This is a genomic window from Rufibacter radiotolerans (assembly GCF_001078055.1).
Taxonomy (GTDB): Bacteria; Bacteroidota; Bacteroidia; order Cytophagales; family Hymenobacteraceae; genus Nibribacter; species Nibribacter radiotolerans.
This window is the reverse complement of sequence record NZ_CP010777.1, coordinates 283,235-307,360: the sequence shown is the minus strand read 5'-3', so window position 1 is coordinate 307,360 and position 24,126 is coordinate 283,235. Positions and strand designations below refer to the sequence as shown.

The following is a 24,126-nucleotide window of genomic DNA, read 5'->3' as shown; positions in this document are numbered from 1 at the left end:
GTCTTTCTTTTAGGTGGGGCACCTGTTTTACTAGGCGTTCCCTTTCTTCTCCTGGCTTACGGCCTGCATGTGGCGCACCATATTTTGCCAGGTTTTGTCCCAGGACACGCCAGCCAGGAATTCATCTGTGCGGGCCATCCAGGTTTTATCCTCTTTCTGCAAGAGGGCTTTCTCAATTGCCGCCTCAAACGCCGGGGCGCCGTCTGCTATGTGTACCAGGTTCTGCTCACCGTATGGGCGCACCACGTCTCTGATAGAGGTGGAAACCACCGGTTTGCCGGCCGCCAGGTACTCAGGCGTTTTGGTGGGGCTGATGAACCTGGTGGACTCATTGTGCGCGAACAGCAGCATGGCCACATCCCAGCCTGCCAGGTAGGCCGGCAGTTCCTGGTAAGACTTGCCGCCCAGGTAATGGATGTTGGCGCTGTTAGGCAAAACGGCCGGATCTATTTTCACCACGGGCCCAATGATCACGAACTGCCACTCCGGGCGCGAGGTGGCTACCTCACGCAGCAACTCAATGTCAAAACGCTCATCTACCACACCAAAGAAGCCCATGCGCGGGTACGGGATATTGGCCTGGTCGGCGGGGTCTTCCTGCGGCTGGCGCGCCTGCGCGAAATGCGCTTTGTCAATGCTGCTAGGGAAGGCATGGATTTGGGTATGTCTGTGTTTTTTGGCTTCGTAAAGGCTTTGCCCGCCGGTAAAGACCACATCGGCCTTGGCCATCATCTCTGTTTCCAGTTCCAATAACCTTGGCGGCGCAAATTTGAAGGCAGAGAGTTCATCCATGCAGTCAAACACGGTTAAGGCCGGCGTGAAGTGGCGGGAAATCTCCAGGGCCATAGGCGTATAGTACCAGAAAACGGTTTTGTCCAGATCTTGCGCGGCCATGAACTCATTGAGCAGTTCTATCTGCTTGGCGTCTGATTCTTCCGGCGTGAGGCCGTGCGGCAATTGCGCTACAATAAGTGTAAGGCGGCCATCTTCGCGGGAATGGGTTTCCAGGCGCGGAATGGCATTATCTGTGAACACCGGCTCTTCAAAGAAATAGAGATGGGTGTGTTTGGCAAAACGTGACAGCAAGTGCTGCGGGCGCTGGTACACAAAATCCCAACGTAAATGGGAGAAACAAACAATGCTGGAGACGGAGGAAAGAAATGCCTCCAGGCTACTTTCTGAAGTAGGTTTAGGGGTCACCTTTGGGGTATTGGTTACTGAAGAAATGTACGAAGTAGAAGTAGTTACCTCTGGTTCAGACGACAAGAAGTTTCCTCCCCCGCCGGGGATGAAATCAGAATCAAATTCAGACATATACGAAAGCCGGTTATGAAGTGTGGGTTCACCAAAAAAGAAGCGGGAAGGCTTCTCTTTTTATAGTTAACATAGCATACGTGTAATTCAGGAAAAAGGCTATATTCTAATACAACATGGGCCGTAAATAGGACAGAATCAGAAAAATACCGTATAAATGCGCACATAAAGTCGCAGATTATTCATTGGTAGAGTTGGCACTAAGAATAGTGCAACTAAGAAATAGAATTACCTAGTTTGGAATAAAAGCTTCTGAAACTCCACCACATCTTGCCAGCCAGACGGCGTCTTAAGCCATTCTTTCCTTATCCCTATTTCTTGGTAGCCAGCCTGGCGGAACAGGTGCAGGCTGCCGGCATTTGACTGGGTTACGGTACAGTACAATTGGTGAAGTTGCAGCACCTGCGTGCAATAGGTCTCCAACAGTTTCAGCGCCTCCTGGCCGTAGCCTTTGCCCTGGTATTTGGGTGTAAGGGCAATGCCAATCCCGGCCCGCTGGTGCAGCGGCTCAAAGTCAAAAAGGTCTATAGAGCCCATCACCGTGTCTTCTTCCTGCAGGCAGATCATGAGCCTGAGTTGCCGGGCGGCGTAAATGTCTAGCGTAGCGTTTTCAAGGTATTGCCGCAGCGCCTCCCGGGAGAAAGGCGTCACCGATAAACTCACCGGCCAGAGCGCCGTGTCATTCTCAAAGAGGTAGAGAAAGTCAAGGTCTGAGGGCTCTGGGGCGCGCAGGTAAATACGGTCTGTTTGCAGCATGAAGTATTTTACGAAAGAAGAATGGGGAGGGATAGTTCCAGAAATCACACTCCGGGTGCAAGCTACTGCTTTTCTTTATTCTGCCATGGATAGAGAGGATCCTTTCAGCGTTTAACCGCATTCACCTGGAAACCGTTTTGGGCCTGTTCTCAGGAAAATGACTCTAAAACACCAATTACGTTTCTAACCTACAAATACTGGTCTAGCCCTTGTGCGCAGTAGGTGATGTTGGTCTGGATAGTGGTGCGCAACAGTTCCTCATTGATGGCCTTGCGGCTGGAGTCTACATAGGTGTGGTGCAGGTGGTATTGCACGCCGCCCATCTTCAGAGACCTTTTCAAGATGCCGGCATTCATGAGGCGGGCAGCCAGTTCACTGTCCTCGGGGCCCCATCCGGTATAGCTTTCATTGTAGCCATTCACGCGCAGCAGATCCTGGCGCCAGAAAGACATGTTGCAGCCCTTGGCGTAGTACTTGTTTTTGCCTTTTAACTTGTAGCGGTCGGCCAGCAGGCGGCGCAGGAAACCGCTCCGAAGGCCGTTGAAAAGATTGCTGGTCTTGAGGATCTCCTTCAGCCCGAAGAAAACGGTGGAGTTGGCCAGCACTTCCTTAGTATTCTCCTCCGAGAGGTTGATTCGGCCGCCGGCCAGAAAACGCCCCGGGGCGGCTAGCGTCAAATGGTCTTTAATGAACTTGGGGTGCAGAATCACGTCGCCGTCTACCTGCACAATATAAGGCTCTTTAGCGCGGGCGATGGCCTTGTTCAGAATCTTGGTTTTCTGGAACCCGTTGTCGGGTTGCCACACATGGATCAACGGCACCGGAAAGTCTTTCTGCAAGCGCTCTATTAACAACCTGGTCTCCTCACTTGAGCCATCATCAGCTACCAGCACTTCTTTGGGCAACACCACCTGCCGGGCCACGCTCTGCAAACACAGATTCAAAGCCGCGGGCCAGTTATAGGTGGCAACAATCAAAGAACAGGTAGGAAGGGCCATAGGATGATCTGCTAAACCGCTACGTTAAAACTACAGGGTAATTTCGCCTTTGAACACCTGCACGGCCGGGCCGATAAGGAAGACATTTTTAAAACCGCTTCCCTCCTTCTCAAAGCTTACCTGCAGCTCGCCGCCCAACACGCTAATGGGCACCGGGCTTTCATAACCGGACCGGCTGGCGGCCAGGGCGCAGGCGGTCACGCCGGTTCCGCAGGAGAAGGTCTCATCTTCTACGCCCCGCTCATAGGTGCGCACCGACAGTTTGTTCTGGGGCAGATGCTCCACAAAGTTCACGTTGGTACCCTCGGCCTTGAAGCGGTCTGAGTAACGGATGGCACGGCCCTCTGCGAACACGTTCAGGTCTGCGAGTGCTTCTACCTGCTTCACGTAATGCGGCGAGCCGGTATTCATAAACGTGGCTTCCTCCAGGTCCTCTATGGCGTCTACGTCTTTCATCTGCAGGTGCACCAGCCCGTCTTTCAGGTATGCCTTATGCGGACCGTCTGAGGCAATGAAATAGGCTTCGTTCTCTACCACGCCCATAAACTGCACAAACGCCACCAGGCAACGCCCGCCGTTCCCGCACATAGAACCCACGCGGCCGTCGGCGTTGTAGTAGACCATCTCAAAGTCATATCCTTCCTTGTTTTGCAGCAGCATCAGGCCGTCGGCGCCCACGCCTTTGCGGCGGTCGCAGAGAAAAGCCACCTGCTCCTGGGTGAGCGTGATTTCCTGGGAGCGGTTATCCAGCACCACAAAGTCATTGCCGGTGCCCTGGTATTTATAAAAGGTCAAATCCATGTAGTATGCGTATCGGGTATCGGGTATCAGGTATCAGGTATCAGGTATCAAGTAGCACGATGTAAAAAGCTGGATGGGTTGGTCTTCTGTTTTGGTCCTGTTTTCCGGAAATCAGGCCAAAAACAGCCCGGTTCCAGGCTACCCAAGTCTTACTACTTGATACGCGCTACGTGATACCAATTGCGTACCTTTGCCAGCTGAAACCATAACAAAGATATGTATTCTTTCCTGACCACCAGCGCCTGGACCGATTATGAACTGATAGACTGCGGTAACTTTGAGAAGTTGGAGCGCTTCGGGGATTACGTGCTGGCCCGTCCAGAACCCCAGGCCGCCTGGGACAAACACCTCTCTGAGCAGGAGTGGGACCGACTGGCGCAGGCCACGTTCCGGCGTGAGAAAGGAAACGCCGAAAAAGGCCAGTGGGCCCTTAAGAAAGGCATGGCCGAACAGTGGTTCATCAACTACCGGTATCATGAGCTGAAACTACGCTTCCGTCTAGGTTTGTCCTCGTTCAAGCATGTGGGCCTGTTCCCGGAGCAGGACCCCAACTGGCAGTTTATCTATGACCGCACCCGCGCGTTGCCCGGCAAGCCGAAGGTGTTGAACATGTTCGCCTACACCGGCGGCGCGTCCCTGGCGGCCAATGCCGGCGGTGCCGATGTCACCCACCTTGACTCTGTGAAACAAGTCAACTTCTGGGCCCGCGAAAACATGGAAGCCAGCAACCTGGACAATATCCGGTGGATTGTAGAAGACGCCATGAAATACGCCCGCCGCGAAGTGAAACGCGGCAACAAATACCAGGGCATTATCCTGGACCCTCCCGCCTACGGCCGCGGCCCCGACGGCGAGAAATGGCTCCTGGAAGAACAGATCAATGAACTCATCAAGCTCTGCTCCCAGCTCCTGGACCCAGAGAACAACTTCTTCGTGATCAACCTTTACTCCCTGGGCTACTCCGCGCTCATCCTGGACAACCTTGTTAGAGGCTCTTTCGGGAAGACCGTACAGAACGAGGAACTAGGCGAACTCTACCTGGAAGACCGCGGACACCGCAAACTTCCGCTGGGCACGTTCTTCCGGTTTAGTTCTGAGAAGTAGTTTAATTGTTGTACAAACAGGAATGCAGCGTAATTGGAAGTGGACTTTGCGGTTTACACTTTTGACCCCAGTTTTGGTGTTGGTCGCATTGTTTCTTGCGGGTGGTGGACATGGATGGTATGAGCCAGCCATTGTCCTCTTTCCTTTCGGACTTATTAGTATTCTTTTATTTAAAATAATCACTACGCCTTTTATCATACTTGCTATCCTTCAATATCCCCTTTATGGTTTCTTTATTGATTTAACTGAAGATTTCAAGAAACAGAAGAAGGTGATAATTAGTATTGTCTTGTTACATATCGTATTAGCTGTGCTGATTCTTATTTTTAGAGGAAGTAATTGGCAATAGAATCTTATTTGCCTCTGCCTCAATTCCTAATTCTTAATACTTAATTACCAAAATGTCTCGCCGATACGCTCTCATAGATCTTGGAACCAATACCTTTCACTTGCTTATTGTTGCCCTTGACCCCGAAGGCGCGCAGCAGACCCTGTATAAAACCAAAGTGCCGGTTAAGTTGGGCGAAGGCGGTATCAGTAAAGGGGAAATCACTCCTGAGGCCCGGGAGCGCGGCCTGAAAGCCCTGCGGGAGTTCAAAGAGATAATGGCCGAGCATAAGGTAGACGTGGTCAAGGCTACCGCTACCAGTGCCCTCCGCAATGCCAAAAACGGTGCGGAAGTGGTGCAGGCCATCAAAGACCAGACGGGTATTGAGGTAGAGATTGTCTCCGGGGCCCGGGAGGCCGAACTCATTTTCAAAGGCGTGCAACTGGCTATGGAAGTAGGCCCCAAACCAGTGCTGGTCATGGACATTGGCGGCGGCAGCGTGGAGTTCATCATAGGCACGGATAAAGGCATTCTCTGGAAGAAAAGCTTCGAGATTGGGGCCCAGCGCCTTCTGGATAAATTCTACCCAGACCAGGAACAACCCATCACCTCCGACCAGGCAAAAGCCCTACGGCATTACCTGCAGGATCACCTGCAGAAACTCACAGCAGCTGTACTCCAGCACCAACCCGAAACCCTGATTGGCTCCTCGGGCACCTTTGATACCCTGGTGGACATGGACCTGGCGGCCCAAGGTATTGTGCGTGATCTGGAAGGTTCCCCAGACATGAACCTGGCGCTTACTACCTACCAACGGCAGCACAAGGAACTTACCCATAAAACCCGCGCTGAGCGTCTGGCTATACCCGGCATGCTGGCCATGCGGGTAGACATGATTGTGGTGGCAAGCGTGGTCATTGACTGGACGCTGGAGAAATTCAACCTGGAGAAGATACGGGTCTCTGCATATGCTTTGAAGGAAGGGATGTTGGCCGAGTTGCTGCAGCAGTAGGTCTTCCGTTTCCAGCCCCTTTTTAAGGAATCGGCCCTAAAACAAAGCCTCTTATAAACTGAATACGCCTCCCCAGAATTTGGGGAGGCGTATTCAGTTTTAGCCCCTAAGTTAGTTTTTTGAATTTCTTTTCATAGGCTTTTCTTAGCTTTTTGAGGTCTTTGGAGCCGCCGGTGTAAGCTTCTGCCTGGGCTTTGTAATTGGCTTTAGGGTTGGTCTGTGCGTCCTTGATGGCCAGTTGCTCGCCAATCTGTTCCTGCAGTTGGTTCAGGTTGTACCGGGAGTACTTTAAGGACACTAAGCGTTTTACCAGGTCAATGGCCCCGGTGGCGTCTCCAGAGGCGGCAGCGTGTTTGGCCACCTCGGCCACGAAGGCTTTGTTCTCATGCCCCAGCGCGTAGGCAAGCAAAGGCGCATGGCCCAGCCCAAAGCGGGAAACTTCCCTCGCCTCAAAATGTCGGCCAGCCTCCTGGTACACTTTCACAGCCTCTGGCATGTTGTTCTGCCCGATGTGGTTGCTGGCTTTCTGCAGCAGTTCCTGGTAATGGGCCGGGGCATCAATACGGGTCAGTTCCACCTCGGCGGTAGCCGAAGAAATAGCGCAGCCGCCGTTCTCTTTGGCAGAGGCCAGGGCTTTATCCAGTTCTGCGGCCGCCTGGGCATACTTGCGCTCCTGGCTGTACTGGAGGGAGCGCTGGAAATGCTGGTCATAGGCGGCTTGGGCGTTGGCGCATTCCTGCGAGAAAATACCTTTGCTTAGGTCCCTGAACTTGCCGTCCAACAGTTTGTCATTGATCAGGCCATAGCGAATCTGCAGGTTAGTAATCTGGCCTGCTAGTGTGCGGGCCTGGGGCAGTTGGTTGGCGTTAGCCTGCAGCTGCCCCTGGGCAATCATTTCCAGGAGAACGGGTCGGGCCGCCTGCCGGAGCAGGTTCTCTGCGTCTGGCTGCACCATTAAGCTAAAATCACTGGCCAGGCTCTTGCCTTGCTCAAAGGACTGAAGCGCCGCCTTGAACTGGCTGCCTTGCAGGGCCCGGCGCCCATCCGCCATGTGGTTGCCGTAAACCTGCTGCTGTACATCGCGGAGCAGGGTGGTAGCGGCAGCGTCTGAGTCAATGGCGGTTTTGTTGTTGCGGGCGTATTGCTGCGCTTCTTTGGCCAGTTTTTCGGCCTGGGTCAGGTTTTTCTGGTTAAGGGCCTGGCGCCCGTCACGTAGCAGGTTATCATAGATCCCGCTTTTGGCGAAGGCAATGCCCTCGTCCCAGAGTTCTGGCCGACAGCGGAGGCTGGAGATACCCCGGCAGAAATCGCGGGCTTGCTCAAACTGCTCCAGGGCCTGGCGGTACTTGCCCTGGTTGTTGAGTTGCTCGCCCTGGCGCACATAGGCATTCTGGATGTCCAGGGCCAGTTCCTGCCCGTAGCGGTGGGTCTCAGGGTCTACAGGCATGCGGTTGAGAAGCTCGCGAGTGCGTTGGCCAGCTTCTTTCAGGTAGCCTTCTTTAAAATCAAGACGGGCCAGTTGCAGGTGCGATGGCGCGAAGGCAGGGTTGGCCTGCAGGGAGCGCTCAAAGAACTCGCGGCCGGCGCGGGCGTTTCCGTTCATGGCCATTTCCAGACCGCGGGTGTAGAAAATCTCGGGTAGGCGGGCCCACATCTGGTCTAGGGCCAGGCGCCGCTCCTGGAACCGGTTGGTCAGGTCACTTCCCCGTCGTCTTAGTTGGATGGGGTCGTGCCGGTTCAGGTCCAACTCACGGTCCAGGCGGTTGTCTAACAGGCGGCCCAGCGTGTGCTCCATTTCTTTGAAACGGTCTATTTGCTGACCCAGATGGTCAATGTCATTGGGGTTGATGGTCTGCAAGTCGCGGGAAAGCTGGGCCAGACGGGCATCGGTGTCATAGTAGCGTTTGACCTGGGCAATGCGCTGCTGCACGGCGCTTCGGTTCTCTGAGGAAAACGCGAGCTTCTTTTCTACCACCCGTAACTTAAACCCGGTAAAGGCAGAGGTGTCTCTTACCGACGTCTGCACCAACACAGCAGACCCGTCCTGACCGATGGTCTTGCCAGAAACCTCAAACGTCTGCAACACTTTGTCTTCCTTGCCCAGCAGCTGCACTTTGGCAGAAAGAACGGTAGGCGTTAATGCATCGGAGAAATCAAAATCGAGGTAGAGCATCTGTTCCCGCACCCGCACGTTTCTGATGCCGGCAGTAATAACCAACAGGTCGCCCTCGCGGGATATTTTTTCCTGCTGTTCAAACTCCACGGGTAGCAGCAAGTTACCGGAACGGTGGGTATTGGTTCTGCCCAAATCGGCGGCCATGGCGCCCAGGTCTGCGTTTTCAAAACTGGACAAGGTGATCGATTCCGGCCTGTTCTGCTCATAGAGCACCTTAGACTGGGCCCCAGCCTGACTGCTCCAAAGAAGCAGCGATACCAGGAAAAACGGGAGTAGGTGTGCTTTCATAATATTAGCATTTTCCAATATTCAAAAGAAAGGCAAATTCCGTTCCAGAAAAAACAATCCAGAAGGTATTTACCAGGAAGATGCAGAATTAGGGATACTGGTTGCTTTGGGGCTGGGGTTTGGTGGGGTGGTAAAGCTGTTTTTGTGGTGTTTTTGGAAAAACGGGATGGAAATGATCTTGTCTGTAGAAATGCGTCATCCCTCTACCCCCTTCAAAGGGGGACGGAATGCGTGCCCTCCTGTGTAGACACCCCTCTGCAGAGCTTCGCTCGCTGCCTCAAACTCTCGTTTGGGCAATCCTCAAGGGGAGAGTCTGCGCTTAGTAGGCAGCGCTGCAGTTATAAAGCGGAATTGCGTTTAGGAGCTGTTATTCTGAAAACGGCCTTAAACGCATTTTCTTCTCTTTCCGATTCCAGCCTTCCGGCTGAGCGCCTAGCACTCGACCCGGTGCCGCGGATGCGGCAGGCCCTGCGGGGCCAGGCGAGAGGGTACAGCGCGAGGGCGGAAGGCGGGGCCTCGCGGCCGTGAGCGCTCGGAGGGAGAAGATGAAACTAGAAAGCCCATAAAGCTATAGACAAGCTGCTATTCCTAGGGGCAAGCAAATTCTTTACCCAAACGCCGCTAGGCCAAAAGCAAAAAACTTAAATCCCCGCTACCTGCTTATTCTTAGGATACTTCACCACATACCGAAGCGTGCGTTTCACCGTCTCATTGGGTTTCAAGACCAGTTGCCAGGTTACTTTCCCGGTTTCCTTGTCTAGTTTTCCGCCGTTGGTGTCCAGGTCCTCTACTTCAATCTCAGAGGTGGTGCTTAACGGAATCTGGTCTTCTATGGTAATGGTGACCGGTTGGGTTTTGGTGTTGCGGAGACTGATTTCATACCCGAACTGCTCTTTTACATTGCTGCCCAAGGTAGAGCGCTTCTGATAATCCTTCATCCGCTCGCGCTGCACAATCACGTTTTGGTCACGGCCCAAAGATAAAGTGAGGGTGTCTCGGGTTTGCTCTGGGTTGAGGAAAGACTTACCGGTGAAGGTTCCGGCCAGGAACACGTTGGCCTGCCCTGGCAACAGCTTCAGGTTCTCCCAGTTGGTAAGGTAGGCCACCAGAAAGGCGGTGGGGTCCAGTTTGGGGACGGCTATGTGCGCGTAGGAGGTGGTAAGGCTGTGCTGCTGAATGTCTACTGTGTGCGGCTTTCCGTCTGAGGGTACGCTGAACGGAATACCTATTTTGAACTCGGCGGCCAGAGTGGTGGCAACGGCTTCTGTAAAGTCTGAGGTGTTGGTGGAAGGGGCCGCTTCCGCCCCATAACCAGTCACCACCACTTCACTTAATTGCTTGCTATCTTCCCGCTTTGACTTAGTCATCTCCACGCCGGCTGCTCTTCTCTGCAAAGCACCTCTAATGGTAATGGGTTGCACAATACCAATCCGCTGAGGCTCCAGTTCCGGTTTTTGAGCTCCTTCGGCGGGGTTAGTGGTAGCTAAGGTAAGTTGCACGTTGTCCCAGTTCACGCCGGTGTTCTGGCGCACGTTGGCTTTGTATTGAAGTTGCACCGGTCCCTGGCTGCCGCTGGCCCTGAGGTCATAGATAGGTTCCCAGCCGGCGTTGAAAACCATGTAAGTTACCTCCAGTCCTACCTGCGCCCGGGCCGATGCCTGCACCGCCACAATCACGCGGTTGTTGGCCTGCTGGTTGCGCCGGTATTGGTTGACCTGGTTGTTGAACTGGTTCTGGCGGTCGCGCAAGATGGCTTGGCGGGCATCTACTACTTGAATCTCTTTTTTGATAGCCAGTAACCGCGTGCGGTAATAGTCGGCTACTTCTTTGAGGCGGGCGGCGGTGAGGCCGGTTTGGGTACCGCCTACGCTTTGGTTGGCCTGCAGCAGGGCCTCTTCTTTCTGGAGCACCTCCCGCTGGTCATTAAGACTTCTAATGCGACCGTTGTAGCTTTCCAACGAATCTTCCAGCCGTTCCAGGGCTATGGGTTTGGTGGCATTCTGCAGGAAGTTCTGCTCATAGCGCACCGAAAGCAAGGTTACGCTGCCCGTAGGGTTCACCTGCACGCTGCGTTCATCCAGTTGGGTAGGCAAGCCCTCCAGCACCAGTTCGGTTACACCTGGGTCAACCGTTGTTTTACCGGTATTGGTCACCTGCGCCCTATTGAGAAACACAGTCACGGCTTTCACATCGGTGGTCATGGAGGTCTGTTTTTGGGCCGAAACCGGAAAAACAGGCCCGAAACAGCTTACCAAAAGACAGAGGCAAAAAGAAAGGGATTTCATAGCAGTGGGGTTAGATAGCGCTGATGCCGGAAGATAGCAAAAGGAAACATTCTGCAGCAATCTTTCTCCGGGTTTCCCGTACCTTTGGTCGTCACTTTCAGAATTTGCGCATGTACTCCTACCAACGACTTTTTGATTTCTCCCGTCAGATTTTCCTGGCCATGGGCTGCCCGCCCGAAGATGCCCAAACCGCCACCGAGACCCTGCTTTCCGCTGATATCAGGGGCGTGGATTCCCATGGCGTTGCCCGCCTAATTGGCTACGTGCGGCTCTGGGAAGCCGGCCGCATCAACGCTACGCCCACCGTTAGAATAGTGCACGAAACGCCCAGCACCGCCACCGTGGACGGCGACGGAGGCCTGGGCCTGGTAGTGGCACCCAAGGCCATGCAGATTGCCATTGAGAAAGCCAAGATTGCCGGTACCGGCTGGGTAGCGGTGAAGAACTCCAACCACTTTGGGATAGCCGGTTACCACGCCATGAAGGCCCTGGAGCATGACATGATTGGTATGGCCATGACCAACGCCAGTCCGCTGGTAGCCCCCACGTATAGCCTGGAACGACTGCTGGGCACCAACCCCATCGCCGTGGCGATTCCGGCCAAAGACCAACCACCCTTCGTGGCCGACCTGGCCACCACTACTGCCGCCAACGGCAAGCTGGAGATGCTGCAGCGCAAGAACCTGGAGGCCCCGCACGGCTGGATTCAGGCCGCCGATGGCTCCCCTTCCACCAACCCCAATGAACTGAAAGACGGCGGGGCCCTGCTCCCGTTGGGCGGCGACACCGGCAGCCACAAAGGCTACGCTTTGGGTGCCGTCGTAGATATTTTCTCGGCGGTGTTATCGGGGGCCAATTATGGGCCGTGGGTACCACCCTTCGTGAGCTTCCTGACGCCGCCTGCAGACCCCGTGGGCGAGGGCATCGGCCATTTCTTCGGGGCCATGCGCGTAGACGCCTTCCGGCCCGCCGATGACTTCAAACAGCACATGGACAACTGGATTACCCGCTTCCGGAGCTCCAAAGCCAAAGAAGACCACCAAGTGCTTATCCCCGGTGACCCGGAGCGCATTTTCACCGAGAAGCGCATGGTAGAAGGGATTCCGTTACTTCCGCCTGTGGTCAAGGATTTGGAAGGATTGGGCGAGAAGTTTGGGGTTACGTTGTAGGGAAAGCGTTTCGGGCCTGTTTGCAGAAAAACAGGCCCGAAATAAGATTTAGCTCTCTACCAATATAAATAGTCCTATAATCTTAATTACCTTTATAGTATTAACTCAATATTCTATCTATTTACCATTTACATGAAAAAACTTTTACTCTTCACCTTCTTTTACTGTTCCCTCTTATCCTTCGCAAACGGGCAAGTCACTCTTAGTGCCACTGAAAGAAAAATTTCAGATAATTTATGCGGCTGCATTGGCAAGGTTGACCTAGAGAAAATTACAGACAAGCCCAGTGCCGAAAAGGTTTTTGTGGACTGCTTCTCTAAAGAATTTAACCTGGTAATTCAGTTAGCCGAGGAAAAAAGCATCCAGATCTCTGACCAGCCAGCCATGAGAAAGTTAGGCGAAGAGGTGGGTAAAAACCTTTTTAAAGATAATTGCCAACCCTTCATTGCGCTATCCATGAAAATGGCCCAGGGAACCAACACAGGTTCTATGACTGGCACTTCAGAAGGAACCCTTAAGCGCATTGACACCAAAGACTTCAACTACTTTGTCATCACAGACAACACCAATAATGAGAAGTCTTTCATCTGGCTGAGACAGTTTCCAGGGTCAGAAGGCTTCATGGCTGACACAAAAAAATTCACCAACAAGAAGGTGAAACTCAGCTGGCAGGAAATAGAGGTCTATATTCCTTCGGCCAAAAACTATTACAAGATTAAAGAAGTAGTTGGGGTAGAGGTGCTATAAAAATACCTTCGGCTGCTAGCCTGCTTCCTTTACAAAATTCTTTGTTTAGACCGCTACTTCCTTACAGAAGTGGCGGTCTTTGTTTAGGGAAAACTCAAGTCATAGCTTTAAAGCCAAACCCCTGATCCCAGGCAAACCCCTTGCCCCTGTCTTCTTAAATCCCTACCTTATTCGCTGATTCCGTTTTGAACCTCCTTTTCATAAATTATGCGAAAAACGCTCCTCTCCCTTCTCTTTACCCTGCTCACCTTTTCCCTCCTTCACGCCCAAAACAAACCCACCGCTCTCGCCGCCAAAACCGCGGGCATGCAGAAGTTCAGCGGCTACTTCCCCTTTTACTGGGACGAGGCCACCGGCCGAATTCTGCTGGAGATTGACAAACTGGACCAGCCGTTCCTGTACGTGAACTCTCTGGCGGCAGGGCTGGGCTCCAATGACATTGGGTTGGACCGGGGGCAATTGGGCGGCGAGCACGTGGTGTATTTCCAGAAAGTGGGACCCAAGGTGCTGCTCATAGAACCCAACCAAAGCTACCGCGCCATGAACGGCAACCCCGCCGAGGAGCAGGCCGTGGCGCAGTCGTTCGCGCAGTCGGCGTTGTGGGGATTTAAGGTAGAGGCCAGTGAAGGCGGAAAGATGCTGGTAGACGCCACGGAGTTTCTGCTGCGTGATGCCCATGACGTGGTAGGCAGCATCCGGCGCGCGCGCCAGGGAACGTACCGGTTAGAGCCTTCGCGGTCGGCTCTGTATTTGCCCCGCACCAAGAATTTTCCCCAGAATTCAGAATTTGAAGCCACGCTCACCTTTACCGGCGGCGATGACGCGGGTAATTTTGTGCGCAGCGTCACGCCTTCGGCGCAAGCCATTACCGTACGGCAGCACCATTCCTTTATTCAGTTACCAGATACCAACTACACCCCCAGGGCCATGGACCCGCGGGCCGGGTACTTCGGGATTGAGTACATGGATTTCAGTACGCCCGTAGATGAGTCCATCACCAAACGCTATATTGCCCGGCACCGGTTGCAGAAAAAGAACCCATCCGCGGCGGTGTCTGAGGCCGTGAAACCCATTGTGTATTACGTAGACCATGCCGCGCCCGAGCCTATCAGAACCGCGCTGCTGGACGGGGCCCGCTGGTGGGCACAGGCTTTTGCTGCGGGCGGCTACAAAGACGCGTTCAAGGTAGAGATTCTGCCCGTAGACGCTGACCCCATGGATGTGCGCTACAACGTCATTCAGTGGGTGCACCGCAGTACCCGGGGCTGGAGCTACGGCGCTTCGGTGACCGACCCGCGCACCGGCGAAATCATCAAAGGCCACGTGAGTTTGGGCTCTTTGCGCGTGCGCCAGGATTTCCTGATTGCCGAAGGCCTGCTGGCCCCCTATGAAGAAGGCAAACCCGCCAACCCCGAGATGATGAAGATGGCCCTGGCGCGGCTCCGGCAGTTGTCGGCGCACGAGTTGGGCCACACGCTGGGCATCATGCACAACTACGCCGCCAGCGTGAATAACCGCGCCTCGGTCATGGACTATCCGCACCCTACCGTAAAACTATCTGCCAGCGGCGAGATTGACCTTTCTGATGCCTACGCCGTGGGCATTGGCGAGTGGGACAAACTGGCCGTGACGTATGGCTACCAGCATTACACTACCAGTACCGATGAAAAAAAAGCCTTAGACCAATTGCTTCGGAAAGGACACGCCCAGGGCCTGCAGTTTATCTCGGACCGCGATGCCCGTTCCCCCGGCGGGGCGCACCCGCAGGCCCACCTCTGGGACAACGGCGCTAATGCCGCCGAAGAGCTTCGCCATGTGTTGGCAGTAAGGCAAAAAGCCCTGGACCGTTTTGGGGTAAACAACATTAAGCCCGGCGTGCCGATGGCTATGCTGGAAGACGCGTTGGTGCCCATTTACAACTACCACCGCTACCAAGTAGAGGCGGCCGCCAAAGTGGTGGGCGGCGTGAACTACACTTACGCCTCGCGCGGCGATGGGCAGTTGGTCACCGAGGTTGTCCCTGAGGCAGAGCAGCAGAAAGCCCTGGACGCCCTGTTGGGTACCCTGCAACCCAACGTGCTGGCCCTGCCCGAGAGAATCATTGCCGCCATTCCGCCCCGTCCGGCGGGCTGGTCGCTTACGCGTGAGCTGTTTGACAAACGCACCGGCCTTACCTTTGACCCATTGGCGGCAGCAGAGGCCTCGGCAGATTTCACGCTTTCCTTTTTGTTTCATCCGGAGCGCGCCGCTCGTCTGGTAGAGTTGAAAGCCCGCGGCAGTAAACTGGGCCTGGACGAGGTGCTGGACCAAACCATTTCGCAAACCTGGGGCGCTAATCCTGCTCCGGGATTGCCCGGGCAGGTGCAATTGCTCACGCAGCAACTGGTGCTCACCCACCTGCTGGCACTCGCACAGAATGAGAATGCCGCCTACCCTGCCCGCGCCGCCGCCCAGCTACAGCTGAAAAACCTGGAGCAACAAGCTAAAAAACTGGCCAAATCTTCCAACGAGGCCGTGAAAGGAAATGCCCTGCTGGCGCTGGAGCGCTTGAAAAAGCCCCTGGAAGCCAAACCGCAATTACATAAAACCTTGCCTCCGGGTGCCCCCATCGGCTCTATTGAGATGCTGGGGTGCGAATAGCGTTTTAGGCCTGTTTTTGGCAAAACAGGCCTAAAACAGAATACTTAAACAGAAAAGCCCCGCCTTAGTTAGCGGGGCTTTTTTATGTAGCGCCATTCCAATCAGTTACTAAGGAGAAACCGTACTCCTGTTCACAGGCTATTTCTTCGTACTTTTGCGGAGTGTGCCTGCGGGCGCGCCTTAAAACCTGACAGCATGGCCAAAATAGCAATAAACTTAACCACCGCCTCTATCCAAAAAGAAGAGGTGATTGTGGGTATTGACCTGGGTACCACCAACAGCCTGGTAGCCTACATGCACCCCGAAGACCACGTGCCCATCGCCATTAATGACCAGGGCATGGGCACCATAGTCCCCTCAGTGGTCCATTTTGCCGTCAACGGAGAAGTGCTGGTGGGCAATGCCGCCAAAGATTACCTGATCTCAGACCCGGCCAACACCATTTACTCGGTGAAACGCTTGCTAGGCAAATCTTACCATGACCTGGGCGAGCACAAGGACAGTTTCGGGTATAAGATCATTGATGACAACTCTGAGGGGCTGGTGAAGATACGGGTGCAGGACAAGTTCTACTCGCCTATTGAACTCTCTGCCGAGATCCTGAAAGAACTGAAGGCCCGCGCCGAGCATGCCCTCAAAACCCCGGTGAACCGCGCCGTGATCACCGTGCCGGCTTACTTCAATGACTCCCAACGCCAGGCCACCCGTGACGCCGGCAAACTAGCTGGGCTGGAGGTGCTGCGTATTGTGAACGAACCTACCGCGGCTTCCCTGGCCTATGGCATTGGCCTGGACCAGACCGAGGAGCGCACCATTGCCGTGTATGACCTGGGCGGTGGCACCTTTGATATTTCCATTCTGCGCATCCACCAGGGCATCTTTGAAGTGCTCTCTACCAACGGTGACACCTACCTGGGCGGCGATGACCTGGACCGCGCCATCATCAACCACTGGCTTCTGCAGAACACCTTGCTTACCGACCTGGTTGCGCAGGACGCCAATATGTCTCAGGCCTTGCGCCTGCAGGCCGAGGAAGCCAAGAAGACGTTGAGCAATGAGGAGAAATTCAAAACAGATTTGAACGGCTTTACCCTCAAACTTGACCGCCACACCTTTGAAACCCTTATCACGCCTATCATAGACCGCACCATGGCTTCCTGCCAAATGGCGTTGAAAGACGCGGGCCTGCAACCAGAGCAAATTGACACCGTGATCATGGTGGGTGGTTCTACGCGGGTGCCGTTGGTGTACCAGACCGTGAGTGATTTCTTCGGGCAACCAGCCAACAACTCTTTGAACCCAGACGAGGTGGTGGCACTGGGCGCTGCCATCCAGGCCGATGTGCTGGCCGGCAACCGCAAAGACATTCTGCTCCTGGACGTGACCCCGCTCACGCTGGGCATAGAGACCATGGGCGGCCTCATGGACTCCATCATTCCGCGTAACTCCAAGATTCCTACCAAGGCTGGTAGGCAATATACTACCTCGGTAGACGGTCAGGTGAACATGAAGATAAGTGTGTACCAAGGCGAGCGTGACCTGGTGAAGGAAAACCGTAAGCTAGCCGAGTTTGACCTCAAAGGTATCCCCGCCATGCCCGCCGGTTTCCCGAAGGTAGACGTGAACTTCATCCTGAACGCCGATGGCATCCTGAAAGTGGAAGCCGTTGAACTGCGATCAGGCGTGCGCCAAGAGGTGGAAGTGAAACCGCAGTACGGGTTAACCGATGCCCAAGTAGAGCAGATGCTTATGGACTCCATCACCCACGCGCGTGAAGACGTAAACACCCGCATGGTTATTGAGGCCCGCACCACCGCAGAGCAGATGATCTATCAGGTAGAGCGCTTCGTGCAGAAAAACGCGGAGCACCTCACCCCTGAGGAAATAGAACTCACCCGCCAGAACTTGCAGAACCTGAAAGACGCCCTGCCTACCGGCGATAAAGACACCATTCTTAGAGCCGTAGATGTGCTGGAAGAGCAAACCAGCCCCTTTGCCGAGCGCGTGATGCAGATCTCTATCAAGCAGGCCATGACCGGCAAGAAGATTGAGTAACCTGTTTCGAGGCCGTTTTCGGAAAAATGGGCTTAAAACAGAAAATATATAAAAGCAGAACGCGCAGCCCTTGGTAGAGCTGCGCGTTCTGCTTTTATGGGGTAAGAAGGAATTACTTTTCTTCCTCGTCTTTTACTACAATCAGATACAGGTCCTCGGTGGGCTTTTTCATGAGGTATTTCTCCCGCGCGAATTTCTCCAGCAATTGCGGGTTGCTCATCAGTTCGCGGCGGTCTTTCTGCACCTCGGCAATCTTCTCTACATAGTAGTCCCGCTCCTCTTCCAGAATGGAGAGCTTGCGGCTGGTCTGGTACTGGGTCAGGAAATCATTGGAGTCAAAGAAAGACATCCAGACCAGAAACGCCAGGGTGGTGAGAAAGTAAAAGCTTCTGAAGAATTTAGGTACGCGTGCCAACATAAGGAAAACTACAAAAAAATGGCGGCAAGCTCTCGCTTGCCGCCATGAATTTACAAAGTTTCCAGAAGGTATCTATAAGAGAGCCTATCTATTCTTGAAATTTCGTTTTAAGGCCGTTTTAAAGAAAACAGGCCCAAAACAGAATCCAATTCAGACTAGGCTCCCTTACAATTACATCTTTCTGCCCGGGAAGTAGGCTACCTCGCCCAGTTCCTCCTCAATACGAAGCAACTGGTTGTACTTGGCCATTCTGTCTGAACGCGAAGCCGAACCTGTCTTGATTTGACCGCAGTTCAAAGCCACTGCTAAGTCAGCGATGGTGTTGTCTTCGGTCTCTCCGGAACGGTGGCTCATGATGCTCTTATAGCCATTTCTACGGCCTAGGTTAATCGCGTCAATGGTCTCAGTTAAGGTACCAATCTGGTTTACCTTGATCAGGATAGCGTTAGCCGTTTTCTGGTCAATGCCTTGCTGCAGACGCTTCACATTGGTCACGAATAGGTCATCCCCTACCAATTGGGTAGTGCTGCCAATGGAATCCGTTAAGGCTTTCCAGCCAGTCCAGTCGTCTTCGTCCATTCCGTCTTCAATAGAGATGATCGGGTATTTCTTAGACCAGTCGGTCCAGAAGTTTACCATCTCAGAAGAAGTAAGTTTATCGCCGGTAGATTTCTTGAAGTGGTAATGACCGGTAGAGGCATCATAGAACTCAGAGGCGGCAGCATCCATAGCAATCATGAAGTCCTCGCCTGGTCTGTAGCCTGCGGCCTCAATAGCCTGCAATACTACCTCTATGGCTTCCTGGTTAGAGCCGATGTTAGGGGCAAAGCCGCCTTCATCACCTACGTTGGTAGACATCCCTTTTTTCTTAAGAACCTCTTTCAGGTGATGGAACACCTCAGTTCCCCAACGAAGGGCTTCAGAGAAGGAAGACGCGCCCACAGGCATTACCATGAACTCCTGGAAGTCAATGGAGTTATCTGCGTGGCTGCCGCCGTTCAAGATATTCATCATAGGCACGGGCAGGGTATTGGCGTTCACGCCCCCTACGTACCGGTACAATGACTGACCTGCTTCTTTGGCAGCGGCTTTGGCGGCGGCCAGGGAAACACCCAGAATGGCGTTGGCTCCCAGTTTGGCTTTATTGTCAGTGCCGTCAATCTCAATCATGATCTTATCCAGCAGGCTTTGCTCAAAAACAGAGAAACCCACCAACTCATCGGCAATAATGGTGTTTACGTTCTGCACCGCCTGCAAAACACCTTTGCCCATGTATTGGCTCTTGTCATTGTCACGCAGCTCCACGGCTTCGTGCTTACCCGTAGAGGCCCCGGAAGGAACCGCCGCACGGCCTACAATGCCATTCTGCGTAATTACATCTACCTCAACCGTTGGGTTTCCGCGAGAGTCAAAAATCTGGCGGGCTTTAATGTCTTCAATTAAGCTCATAGTAATCTATTTTGTTTAGGAATTCTTCTTGTCTTTCTCCATTAACTCCACAAAGAGGTCAAATAGGTACTCAGAGTCATGTGGGCCCGGCGAAGACTCTGGGTGGTACTGCACCGAGAAGGCCGGCTTGTTCTTGATCCTTATGCCCTCAATGGTGTTATCATTCAGGTTAATGTGGGTCACTTCTACGTTGGGGTTGTTTTTGACGGCCTCGGGGTCAACCGCGAACCCGTGGTTCTGCGAGGTAATTTCGCTACGGCCAGTAACCAGGTTTTTAACGGGGTGGTTCAATCCCCTGTGCCCATTGTGCATTTTATAGGTAGGGATACCGTTGGCCTGCGCCAAGATCTGATGCCCCATGCAAATTCCGAACATAGGTCTTTCCACATTCAGGATCTGCTCCACGGTTTTCTCTGCCTGGGTAGTTACCGCAGGATCACCAGGACCGTTGGAGATAAAGTATCCATCTGGTCCCCAGGCTTCCATCTCGTCAAAGGTGGTACCATAAGGGAACACGCGGCATTCACAGCCCCTGCTGGTGAGGTTGTTGAGAATATTGCGCTTTACGCCAAGATCAAGCACCGCAACTTTAAAACGCTTCTCGGTGGCTGGCAAATCATACTCTGTGGTGGTAGAGACTTTGGAGGAAAGCTCCAGGCCGTCCATAGAAGGAATTTGCTTCAATTGCTCTTTCAAAGCCTCTACATCTGCCGTCTCAGAGGAAATGATGCAATTCATTACACCTTTGTCTCTGATGTACCTAACCAACTCACGGGTATCAATTTCACAGATGCCCACTACCCCAGCCTTCTCAAAATATTCCTGAAGAGAACCTTCAGCGGTCTTTCTGGAGAAGTGATGGGAGAACTCTTTACAGATAAGCCCTTTGATCTGGATATTATTAGATTCCACCTCTTCTGGCTGCACGCCATAATTACCCACGTGCGCCACGGTGGTAATCACAACCTGACCATAGTAAGAAGGATCTGTGAAGATCTCCTGATAGCCGGTCATCCCTGTATTGAAACAGATCTCACCGCCAGTGGTCCCAATTTTCCCCAGGCTCTTGCCCCGGAAGAAGGTGCCGTCTTCCAGCACCAATACTGCATCAGTTGTTGTATGAAGCTTCATTCTAATTAAATATGTAGCAAAAATAAAAAAGGGATACGAGTAATCTCGTATCCCTTTTCATAATTTATTGCATTTTCGTTATTCTGCTGCTGGAGTTTCAACATTCTCAGCCGGTGCGGCACCTTCAGCGGCAGGAGCAGAAGCATCTGCCTGAGCAGCACCTTCTTTTTTCTTACCAGCAGAACGGCGTCTGGTTTTGGCTTTGCCAGCACCTTCAGCACCTTTTGTAGAAAGCATATCCTCGTTGTAGTCTACTAACTCAATGATACACATCTCTGCGTTGTCACCAAGACGAGTACCCGTTTTGATAATGCGGGTATAGCCGCCAGGACGACCAGCAATTTTTGCAGCGATTCCATCAAACAACTCCTTAACGGCTTCTTTACTTTGCAGGTAAGAGAAAACTGTACGACGAGAGTGAGTAGTGTCGCTTTTACCTTTGGTTAGCAAAGGCTCAGCATACTTGCGTAGTGCTTTGGCTTTGGCTACCGTGGTAACTAACCGCTTGTGAAGAATAAGTGATGCGGCCATGTTAGATAACATAGCGGCGCGGTGGGAAGCAGTCCTACCTAGGTGATTGTTTTTTTTACCGTGTCTCATTTAATTGATTGTGCACGTGCATACCGTCGATCAACCTTTACGGGATCGGGAATTATGCCGTAGGATTACTAATCTTCTTCTAATTTGTACTTGGAGATATCCATCCCGAAGTTAAGGCCTTTTTCAGCAACCAGGTTTTCCAACTCAGTTAATGACTTTTTGCCAAAGTTACGGAATTTCATCATGTCTGAAAGATCCAGCTGAACTAAATCTCCAAGCGTTCTGATATCTGCTGCCTTTAAGCAGTTGTATGCGCGAACGGAAAGATCCATGTCATGCAGAGGGGTCTTCAGCACTTTTCTCATGTGCAGCATTTCTTCGTCCACAGCTTCTTCCTCTTCAGGCTTCACTGTTTCAAAAGTCATGGTGTTGTCAGAGAACAGCATAAAGTGCTGGATCAAGATATTGGCAGCGCCTTTCAAGGCATCTTCCGGATGAATTGATCCATCAGTGGTAATTTCTAACAATAGACGCTCGTAGTCAGTTTTCTGCTCCACCCGAGTGTTCTCCACGCTGAATTTCACATTCTTTACAGGAGTGAAAATAGCATCAATAGAAATTTGGCCGAACACCTGGTCTACAGGCTTGTTTTCTTCTGCAGGCACATATCCTCTACCCTTCTGAATGGTTAACTCAATTTCAAAAGAGGCTTCAGGGTCTAGGTGACAAATCACCAGGTCAGGGTTCAATACCTGGAACGAACCAGAGAATTTGTTAATGTCCCCGGCCGTAAAGGTATCTTGTTTGCTGATGCTAACAGTGATCTTATCATCAACCAGGTCACCAATCTTCTTGAAGCGAACCATTTTCAGGTTCAGGATAATCTCAGAGACATCTTCAACCACACCTTCAATGGTAGAGAACTCATGGAGCACACTAGGAATACGGATGCTGGAGATGGCAAAGCCTTCCAATGAGGAGAGAAGAATTCTTCTCAGCGCATTCCCAATGGTAACACCATAGCCCTTTTCTAGCGGCTTAAATTCAAACTGCCCATTAAAGTCATCGGATTTCTCCATCACGACTTTCTCCGGCATTTGAAAGGCTAATATTGACATGATTGCTGGTTTAAGGTTGACACTTAAAATTAGAACTCATTACTTAGAGTAAAGCTCGACAATCAGCTGCTCCTGAATTTTTTCAGGGATCTGATCACGCTGAGGAGTGGCGATAAACTTACCAGCCATAAGGTTGGTATCCCACTCTAACCAGGTGAATTGACGGGCATTACGCGCAGACAGGCTGGTAGTAATAGCTTCTAATGACTTGGACTTCTCACGTACACTCACTACATCACCAGGACGCAGCGTGTAAGAAGCAATGTTCACAACCCCACCGTTAACTTGAATGTGGTTGTGGTTTACCAACTGACGTGCAGCACGTCTGGTTGGAGCAATGCCTAAACGATAAACCGTGTTGTCTAATCTAGCCTCCAGGAGACCAAGTAAGTTTTCACCAGTGATACCTGTTTTACGGGCAGCTTTATCAAACAAATTGGCAAACTGCTTTTCCAATACACCATAGATGTATTTGGCTTTCTGCTTCTCCATTAACTGGATGGCATACTCAGATTGCTTTTTTCTACGACCACGGCCATGCTGACCTGGACCATACGCTTTTTTAGCGAGCGCTTTGCTTGGTCCAAAAATTGGTTCGTTATATCTTCTAGAGATTTTACTCTTAGGGCCTGTATATCTTGCCATGTTCTAATACTAAATAATATCCTTAAACTCTTCTGCGCTTTGGAGGACGACATCCGTTATGAGGAAGAGGAGTCACGTCTTTGATAGAAGTTACCTCAATACCCACATTTTGCATAGTCCGGATAGCTGACTCACGTCCAGCTCCTGGGCCTTTTACAAACACTTCAGCCTTTCTCATACCAGCTTCATAGGCAACCTTACCGCAATCTGCGGCGGCCATCTGAGCAGCATAAGGAGTATTTTTCTTAGACCCTTTGAATCCCATTTTACCAGCAGAAGCCCAGGAGATAACCTGGCCATTGATGTTGGTAACAGAGATGATAATATTATTGAAAGAAGCTTTGATGTGTACCTGACCAACAGGCTCCACCACAACCACGCGCTTCTTGGCCTTGTCTTTTCTTTTCTGAGCCATTGTCGTTTAATTATTTAGATGCCTTCTTCTTATTTGCAACAGTTTTACGCTTACCCTTACGAGTTCTAGAGTTGTTCTTGGTTCTCTGACCTCTTACTGGTAAACCTTTTCTGTGACGTAAACCACGGTAGCTACCGATGTCCATCAAACGCTTGATGTGCAATTGTACTTCAGAACGAAGAACACCTTCAACTTTGATCTCAGAAGCAATCACATTACGGATTTCCCCGGCTTGCTCCTCTGTCCAATCTTTAACTTTAGTGTCAAGATCCACCCCAGCCTTCACCAAAATAGACTGTGACAACTTACGACCAATGCCGTAGATGTACGTCAAAGCGATCTCGCCTCTTTTGTTATCTGGAATATCAACTCCTGCTATTCTAGCCATGTTTTAAAATTAACCTTGTCTTTGTTTATAACGTGGATTCTTCTTGTTTATCACGTAAAGCTTGCCTTTACGTCTGATCACCTTGCAGTCTTCACTGCGCTTCTTAACTGACGCTTTTACTTTCATCTGTTTATTTGTATCTGTAAACTATTCTACCTTTACTAAGGTCGTAAGGAGACATTTCCAATTTTACTCTGTCACCGGGAAGAATCTTGATGTAGTGCATCCGCATCTTTCCGGAAATGTGAGCAATAACTTGATGGCCATTTTCTAATTCTACCCGAAACATTGCATTGGATAGTGCCTCAATGATGGTACCGTCTTGTTCGATGGAAGACTGTTTAGCCAT

23 protein-coding genes are annotated in these 24,126 nt (G+C 52.1%); 7 read left to right on the top strand and 16 right to left on the bottom strand.

The features are described from left to right. Window positions 1-30: 30 nt before the first annotated feature. The 4 genes from TH63_RS01315 to dapF all read right to left on the bottom strand — a co-directional run bounded on the left by TH63_RS01315 (window position 31) and on the right by dapF (window position 3,869). Window positions 31-1,314 (bottom strand): glycosyltransferase family 1 protein, encoded by a 1,284-nt coding sequence (locus TH63_RS01315; RefSeq protein WP_082161517.1) that lies wholly within the window; start codon window positions 1,312-1,314, stop codon window positions 31-33. A gap of 228 nt (window positions 1,315-1,542) precedes the next feature. After that, a complete protein-coding gene (locus tag TH63_RS01310) occupies window positions 1,543-2,070 on the bottom strand; it encodes a GNAT family N-acetyltransferase (RefSeq protein ID WP_048919341.1) in 528 nt (175 codons plus the stop codon). A gap of 188 nt (window positions 2,071-2,258) precedes the next feature. Continuing rightward, window positions 2,259-3,068, bottom strand: coding sequence for a glycosyltransferase family 2 protein (locus TH63_RS01305; RefSeq protein ID WP_048919340.1), 810 nt, complete (start codon window positions 3,066-3,068; stop codon window positions 2,259-2,261). Between the two features lie 30 nt (window positions 3,069-3,098). After that, window positions 3,099-3,869, bottom strand: coding sequence for a diaminopimelate epimerase (gene dapF / locus TH63_RS01300; protein ID WP_048919339.1), 771 nt, complete (start codon window positions 3,867-3,869; stop codon window positions 3,099-3,101). 216 nt (window positions 3,870-4,085) lie between these two features. Between dapF and TH63_RS01295 the strand changes: the two genes are divergently transcribed. Genes TH63_RS01295 through TH63_RS01285 form a run of 3 tightly spaced genes read left to right on the top strand, consistent with a single transcriptional unit; the run spans window position 4,086 to window position 6,313 of the window. Then, window positions 4,086-4,973: a class I SAM-dependent methyltransferase gene (locus tag TH63_RS01295; protein ID WP_048919338.1), complete on the top strand. Its 888-nt coding sequence runs from the start codon at window positions 4,086-4,088 to the stop codon at window positions 4,971-4,973. 22 nt (window positions 4,974-4,995) lie between these two features. Further along, on the top strand, window positions 4,996-5,322 hold the full coding sequence (locus TH63_RS01290; protein WP_156180281.1) for a hypothetical protein: 327 nt from the start codon (window positions 4,996-4,998) through the stop codon (window positions 5,320-5,322). Window positions 5,323-5,374: 52 nt separating this feature from the next. Continuing rightward, window positions 5,375-6,313 carry a Ppx/GppA phosphatase family protein gene (locus tag TH63_RS01285; RefSeq protein WP_048919336.1) on the top strand — a complete coding sequence of 313 codons (939 nt, stop codon included), beginning with the start codon at window positions 5,375-5,377 and terminating at the stop codon, window positions 6,311-6,313. Between the two features lie 106 nt (window positions 6,314-6,419). Here TH63_RS01285 and TH63_RS01280 read toward each other — a convergent pair whose 3' ends face one another. Beyond that, window positions 6,420-8,777, bottom strand: a complete 2,358-nt coding sequence (locus tag TH63_RS01280; protein WP_048919335.1) for a tetratricopeptide repeat protein — start codon at window positions 8,775-8,777, stop codon at window positions 6,420-6,422. Window positions 8,778-9,418: 641 nt separating this feature from the next. Then, window positions 9,419-11,062 carry a DUF4139 domain-containing protein gene (locus TH63_RS01275; protein ID WP_082161516.1) on the bottom strand — a complete coding sequence of 548 codons (1,644 nt, stop codon included), beginning with the start codon at window positions 11,060-11,062 and terminating at the stop codon, window positions 9,419-9,421. Window positions 11,063-11,172: 110 nt separating this feature from the next. Here TH63_RS01275 and TH63_RS01270 point away from each other — a divergent pair, with 110 nt between their 5' ends. From TH63_RS01270 to dnaK, 4 genes are all read left to right on the top strand, one after another. Continuing rightward, a complete protein-coding gene (locus TH63_RS01270; protein ID WP_048919333.1) occupies window positions 11,173-12,231 on the top strand; it encodes an Ldh family oxidoreductase in 1,059 nt (352 codons plus the stop codon). A 132-nt stretch (window positions 12,232-12,363) separates the two neighbouring features. Continuing rightward, window positions 12,364-12,978: a hypothetical protein gene (locus TH63_RS01265; RefSeq protein WP_048919332.1), complete on the top strand. Its 615-nt coding sequence runs from the start codon at window positions 12,364-12,366 to the stop codon at window positions 12,976-12,978. A gap of 207 nt (window positions 12,979-13,185) precedes the next feature. Then, window positions 13,186-15,618, top strand: coding sequence for a zinc-dependent metalloprotease (locus TH63_RS01260; RefSeq protein ID WP_048919331.1), 2,433 nt, complete (start codon window positions 13,186-13,188; stop codon window positions 15,616-15,618). 195 nt (window positions 15,619-15,813) lie between these two features. Beyond that, window positions 15,814-17,673 (top strand): molecular chaperone DnaK, encoded by a 1,860-nt coding sequence (gene dnaK, locus TH63_RS01255; protein WP_048919330.1) that lies wholly within the window; start codon window positions 15,814-15,816, stop codon window positions 17,671-17,673. 112 nt (window positions 17,674-17,785) lie between these two features. On the opposite strand, the gene TH63_RS01250 is transcribed toward dnaK, so the two are convergent. The 10 genes from TH63_RS01250 to infA all read right to left on the bottom strand — a co-directional run bounded on the left by TH63_RS01250 (window position 17,786) and on the right by infA (window position 24,126). Beyond that, window positions 17,786-18,091, bottom strand: a complete 306-nt coding sequence (locus TH63_RS01250) for an FtsB family cell division protein (protein WP_048919329.1) — start codon at window positions 18,089-18,091, stop codon at window positions 17,786-17,788. 171 nt (window positions 18,092-18,262) lie between these two features. Then, window positions 18,263-19,540 (bottom strand): phosphopyruvate hydratase, encoded by a 1,278-nt coding sequence (eno, locus tag TH63_RS01245; RefSeq protein ID WP_048919328.1) that lies wholly within the window; start codon window positions 19,538-19,540, stop codon window positions 18,263-18,265. Between the two features lie 15 nt (window positions 19,541-19,555). Continuing rightward, window positions 19,556-20,671, bottom strand: coding sequence for a glutamine-hydrolyzing carbamoyl-phosphate synthase small subunit (gene carA / locus TH63_RS01240; RefSeq protein WP_048919327.1), 1,116 nt, complete (start codon window positions 20,669-20,671; stop codon window positions 19,556-19,558). A gap of 78 nt (window positions 20,672-20,749) precedes the next feature. Then, complete coding sequence (gene rplQ, locus TH63_RS01235) at window positions 20,750-21,271, bottom strand: 50S ribosomal protein L17 (RefSeq protein ID WP_048919326.1); 522 nt, start codon at window positions 21,269-21,271, stop codon at window positions 20,750-20,752. A gap of 68 nt (window positions 21,272-21,339) precedes the next feature. After that, window positions 21,340-22,329: a DNA-directed RNA polymerase subunit alpha gene (locus tag TH63_RS01230; protein ID WP_048919325.1), complete on the bottom strand. Its 990-nt coding sequence runs from the start codon at window positions 22,327-22,329 to the stop codon at window positions 21,340-21,342. A gap of 39 nt (window positions 22,330-22,368) precedes the next feature. Then, a complete protein-coding gene (gene rpsD / locus TH63_RS01225; RefSeq protein ID WP_048919324.1) occupies window positions 22,369-22,974 on the bottom strand; it encodes a 30S ribosomal protein S4 in 606 nt (201 codons plus the stop codon). A gap of 22 nt (window positions 22,975-22,996) precedes the next feature. Beyond that, the gene (rpsK, locus tag TH63_RS01220) at window positions 22,997-23,389 is read right to left on the bottom strand and encodes a 30S ribosomal protein S11 (RefSeq protein ID WP_048919323.1); all 393 of its coding nucleotides are present in this window, start codon (window positions 23,387-23,389) and stop codon (window positions 22,997-22,999) included. 10 nt (window positions 23,390-23,399) lie between these two features. Next, window positions 23,400-23,777, bottom strand: a complete 378-nt coding sequence (gene rpsM / locus TH63_RS01215; RefSeq protein ID WP_048919322.1) for a 30S ribosomal protein S13 — start codon at window positions 23,775-23,777, stop codon at window positions 23,400-23,402. A 9-nt stretch (window positions 23,778-23,786) separates the two neighbouring features. Beyond that, a complete protein-coding gene (gene ykgO / locus TH63_RS19890; RefSeq protein WP_071885446.1) occupies window positions 23,787-23,903 on the bottom strand; it encodes a type B 50S ribosomal protein L36 in 117 nt (38 codons plus the stop codon). 4 nt (window positions 23,904-23,907) lie between these two features. After that, the gene (infA, locus tag TH63_RS01210) at window positions 23,908-24,126 is read right to left on the bottom strand and encodes a translation initiation factor IF-1 (protein ID WP_048919321.1); all 219 of its coding nucleotides are present in this window, start codon (window positions 24,124-24,126) and stop codon (window positions 23,908-23,910) included.

What these genes read in the sequence shown, in the direction of transcription:
- dapF (WP_048919339.1), bottom strand. Translation starts at nt 3,869, where the DNA reads ATGGATTTGACCTTTTATAAATACCAGGGCACCGGCAATGACTTTGTG.
- eno (WP_048919328.1), bottom strand. Translation starts at nt 19,540, where the DNA reads ATGAGCTTAATTGAAGACATTAAAGCCCGCCAGATTTTTGACTCTCGC.
- TH63_RS01315 (WP_082161517.1), bottom strand. Translation starts at nt 1,314, where the DNA reads ATGTCTGAATTTGATTCTGATTTCATCCCCGGCGGGGGAGGAAACTTC.
- infA (WP_048919321.1), bottom strand. Translation starts at nt 24,126, where the DNA reads ATGGCTAAACAGTCTTCCATCGAACAAGACGGTACCATCATTGAGGCA.
- TH63_RS01230 (WP_048919325.1), bottom strand. Translation starts at nt 22,329, where the DNA reads ATGTCAATATTAGCCTTTCAAATGCCGGAGAAAGTCGTGATGGAGAAA.
- rpsM (WP_048919322.1), bottom strand. Translation starts at nt 23,777, where the DNA reads ATGGCTAGAATAGCAGGAGTTGATATTCCAGATAACAAAAGAGGCGAG.
- TH63_RS01265 (WP_048919332.1), top strand. Translation starts at nt 12,364, where the DNA reads ATGAAAAAACTTTTACTCTTCACCTTCTTTTACTGTTCCCTCTTATCC.
- TH63_RS01295 (WP_048919338.1), top strand. Translation starts at nt 4,086, where the DNA reads ATGTATTCTTTCCTGACCACCAGCGCCTGGACCGATTATGAACTGATA.
- rpsK (WP_048919323.1), bottom strand. Translation starts at nt 23,389, where the DNA reads ATGGCTCAGAAAAGAAAAGACAAGGCCAAGAAGCGCGTGGTTGTGGTG.
- TH63_RS01260 (WP_048919331.1), top strand. Translation starts at nt 13,186, where the DNA reads ATGCGAAAAACGCTCCTCTCCCTTCTCTTTACCCTGCTCACCTTTTCC.
- TH63_RS01270 (WP_048919333.1), top strand. Translation starts at nt 11,173, where the DNA reads ATGTACTCCTACCAACGACTTTTTGATTTCTCCCGTCAGATTTTCCTG.
- dnaK (WP_048919330.1), top strand. Translation starts at nt 15,814, where the DNA reads ATGGCCAAAATAGCAATAAACTTAACCACCGCCTCTATCCAAAAAGAA.
- carA (WP_048919327.1), bottom strand. Translation starts at nt 20,671, where the DNA reads ATGAAGCTTCATACAACAACTGATGCAGTATTGGTGCTGGAAGACGGC.
- TH63_RS01250 (WP_048919329.1), bottom strand. Translation starts at nt 18,091, where the DNA reads ATGTTGGCACGCGTACCTAAATTCTTCAGAAGCTTTTACTTTCTCACC.
- ykgO (WP_071885446.1), bottom strand. Translation starts at nt 23,903, where the DNA reads ATGAAAGTAAAAGCGTCAGTTAAGAAGCGCAGTGAAGACTGCAAGGTG.
- TH63_RS01290 (WP_156180281.1), top strand. Translation starts at nt 4,996, where the DNA reads ATGCAGCGTAATTGGAAGTGGACTTTGCGGTTTACACTTTTGACCCCA.
- rpsD (WP_048919324.1), bottom strand. Translation starts at nt 22,974, where the DNA reads ATGGCAAGATATACAGGCCCTAAGAGTAAAATCTCTAGAAGATATAAC.
- TH63_RS01305 (WP_048919340.1), bottom strand. Translation starts at nt 3,068, where the DNA reads ATGGCCCTTCCTACCTGTTCTTTGATTGTTGCCACCTATAACTGGCCC.
- TH63_RS01285 (WP_048919336.1), top strand. Translation starts at nt 5,375, where the DNA reads ATGTCTCGCCGATACGCTCTCATAGATCTTGGAACCAATACCTTTCAC.
- TH63_RS01310 (WP_048919341.1), bottom strand. Translation starts at nt 2,070, where the DNA reads ATGCTGCAAACAGACCGTATTTACCTGCGCGCCCCAGAGCCCTCAGAC.
- TH63_RS01275 (WP_082161516.1), bottom strand. Translation starts at nt 11,062, where the DNA reads ATGAAATCCCTTTCTTTTTGCCTCTGTCTTTTGGTAAGCTGTTTCGGG.
- rplQ (WP_048919326.1), bottom strand. Translation starts at nt 21,271, where the DNA reads ATGAGACACGGTAAAAAAAACAATCACCTAGGTAGGACTGCTTCCCAC.
- TH63_RS01280 (WP_048919335.1), bottom strand. Translation starts at nt 8,777, where the DNA reads ATGAAAGCACACCTACTCCCGTTTTTCCTGGTATCGCTGCTTCTTTGG.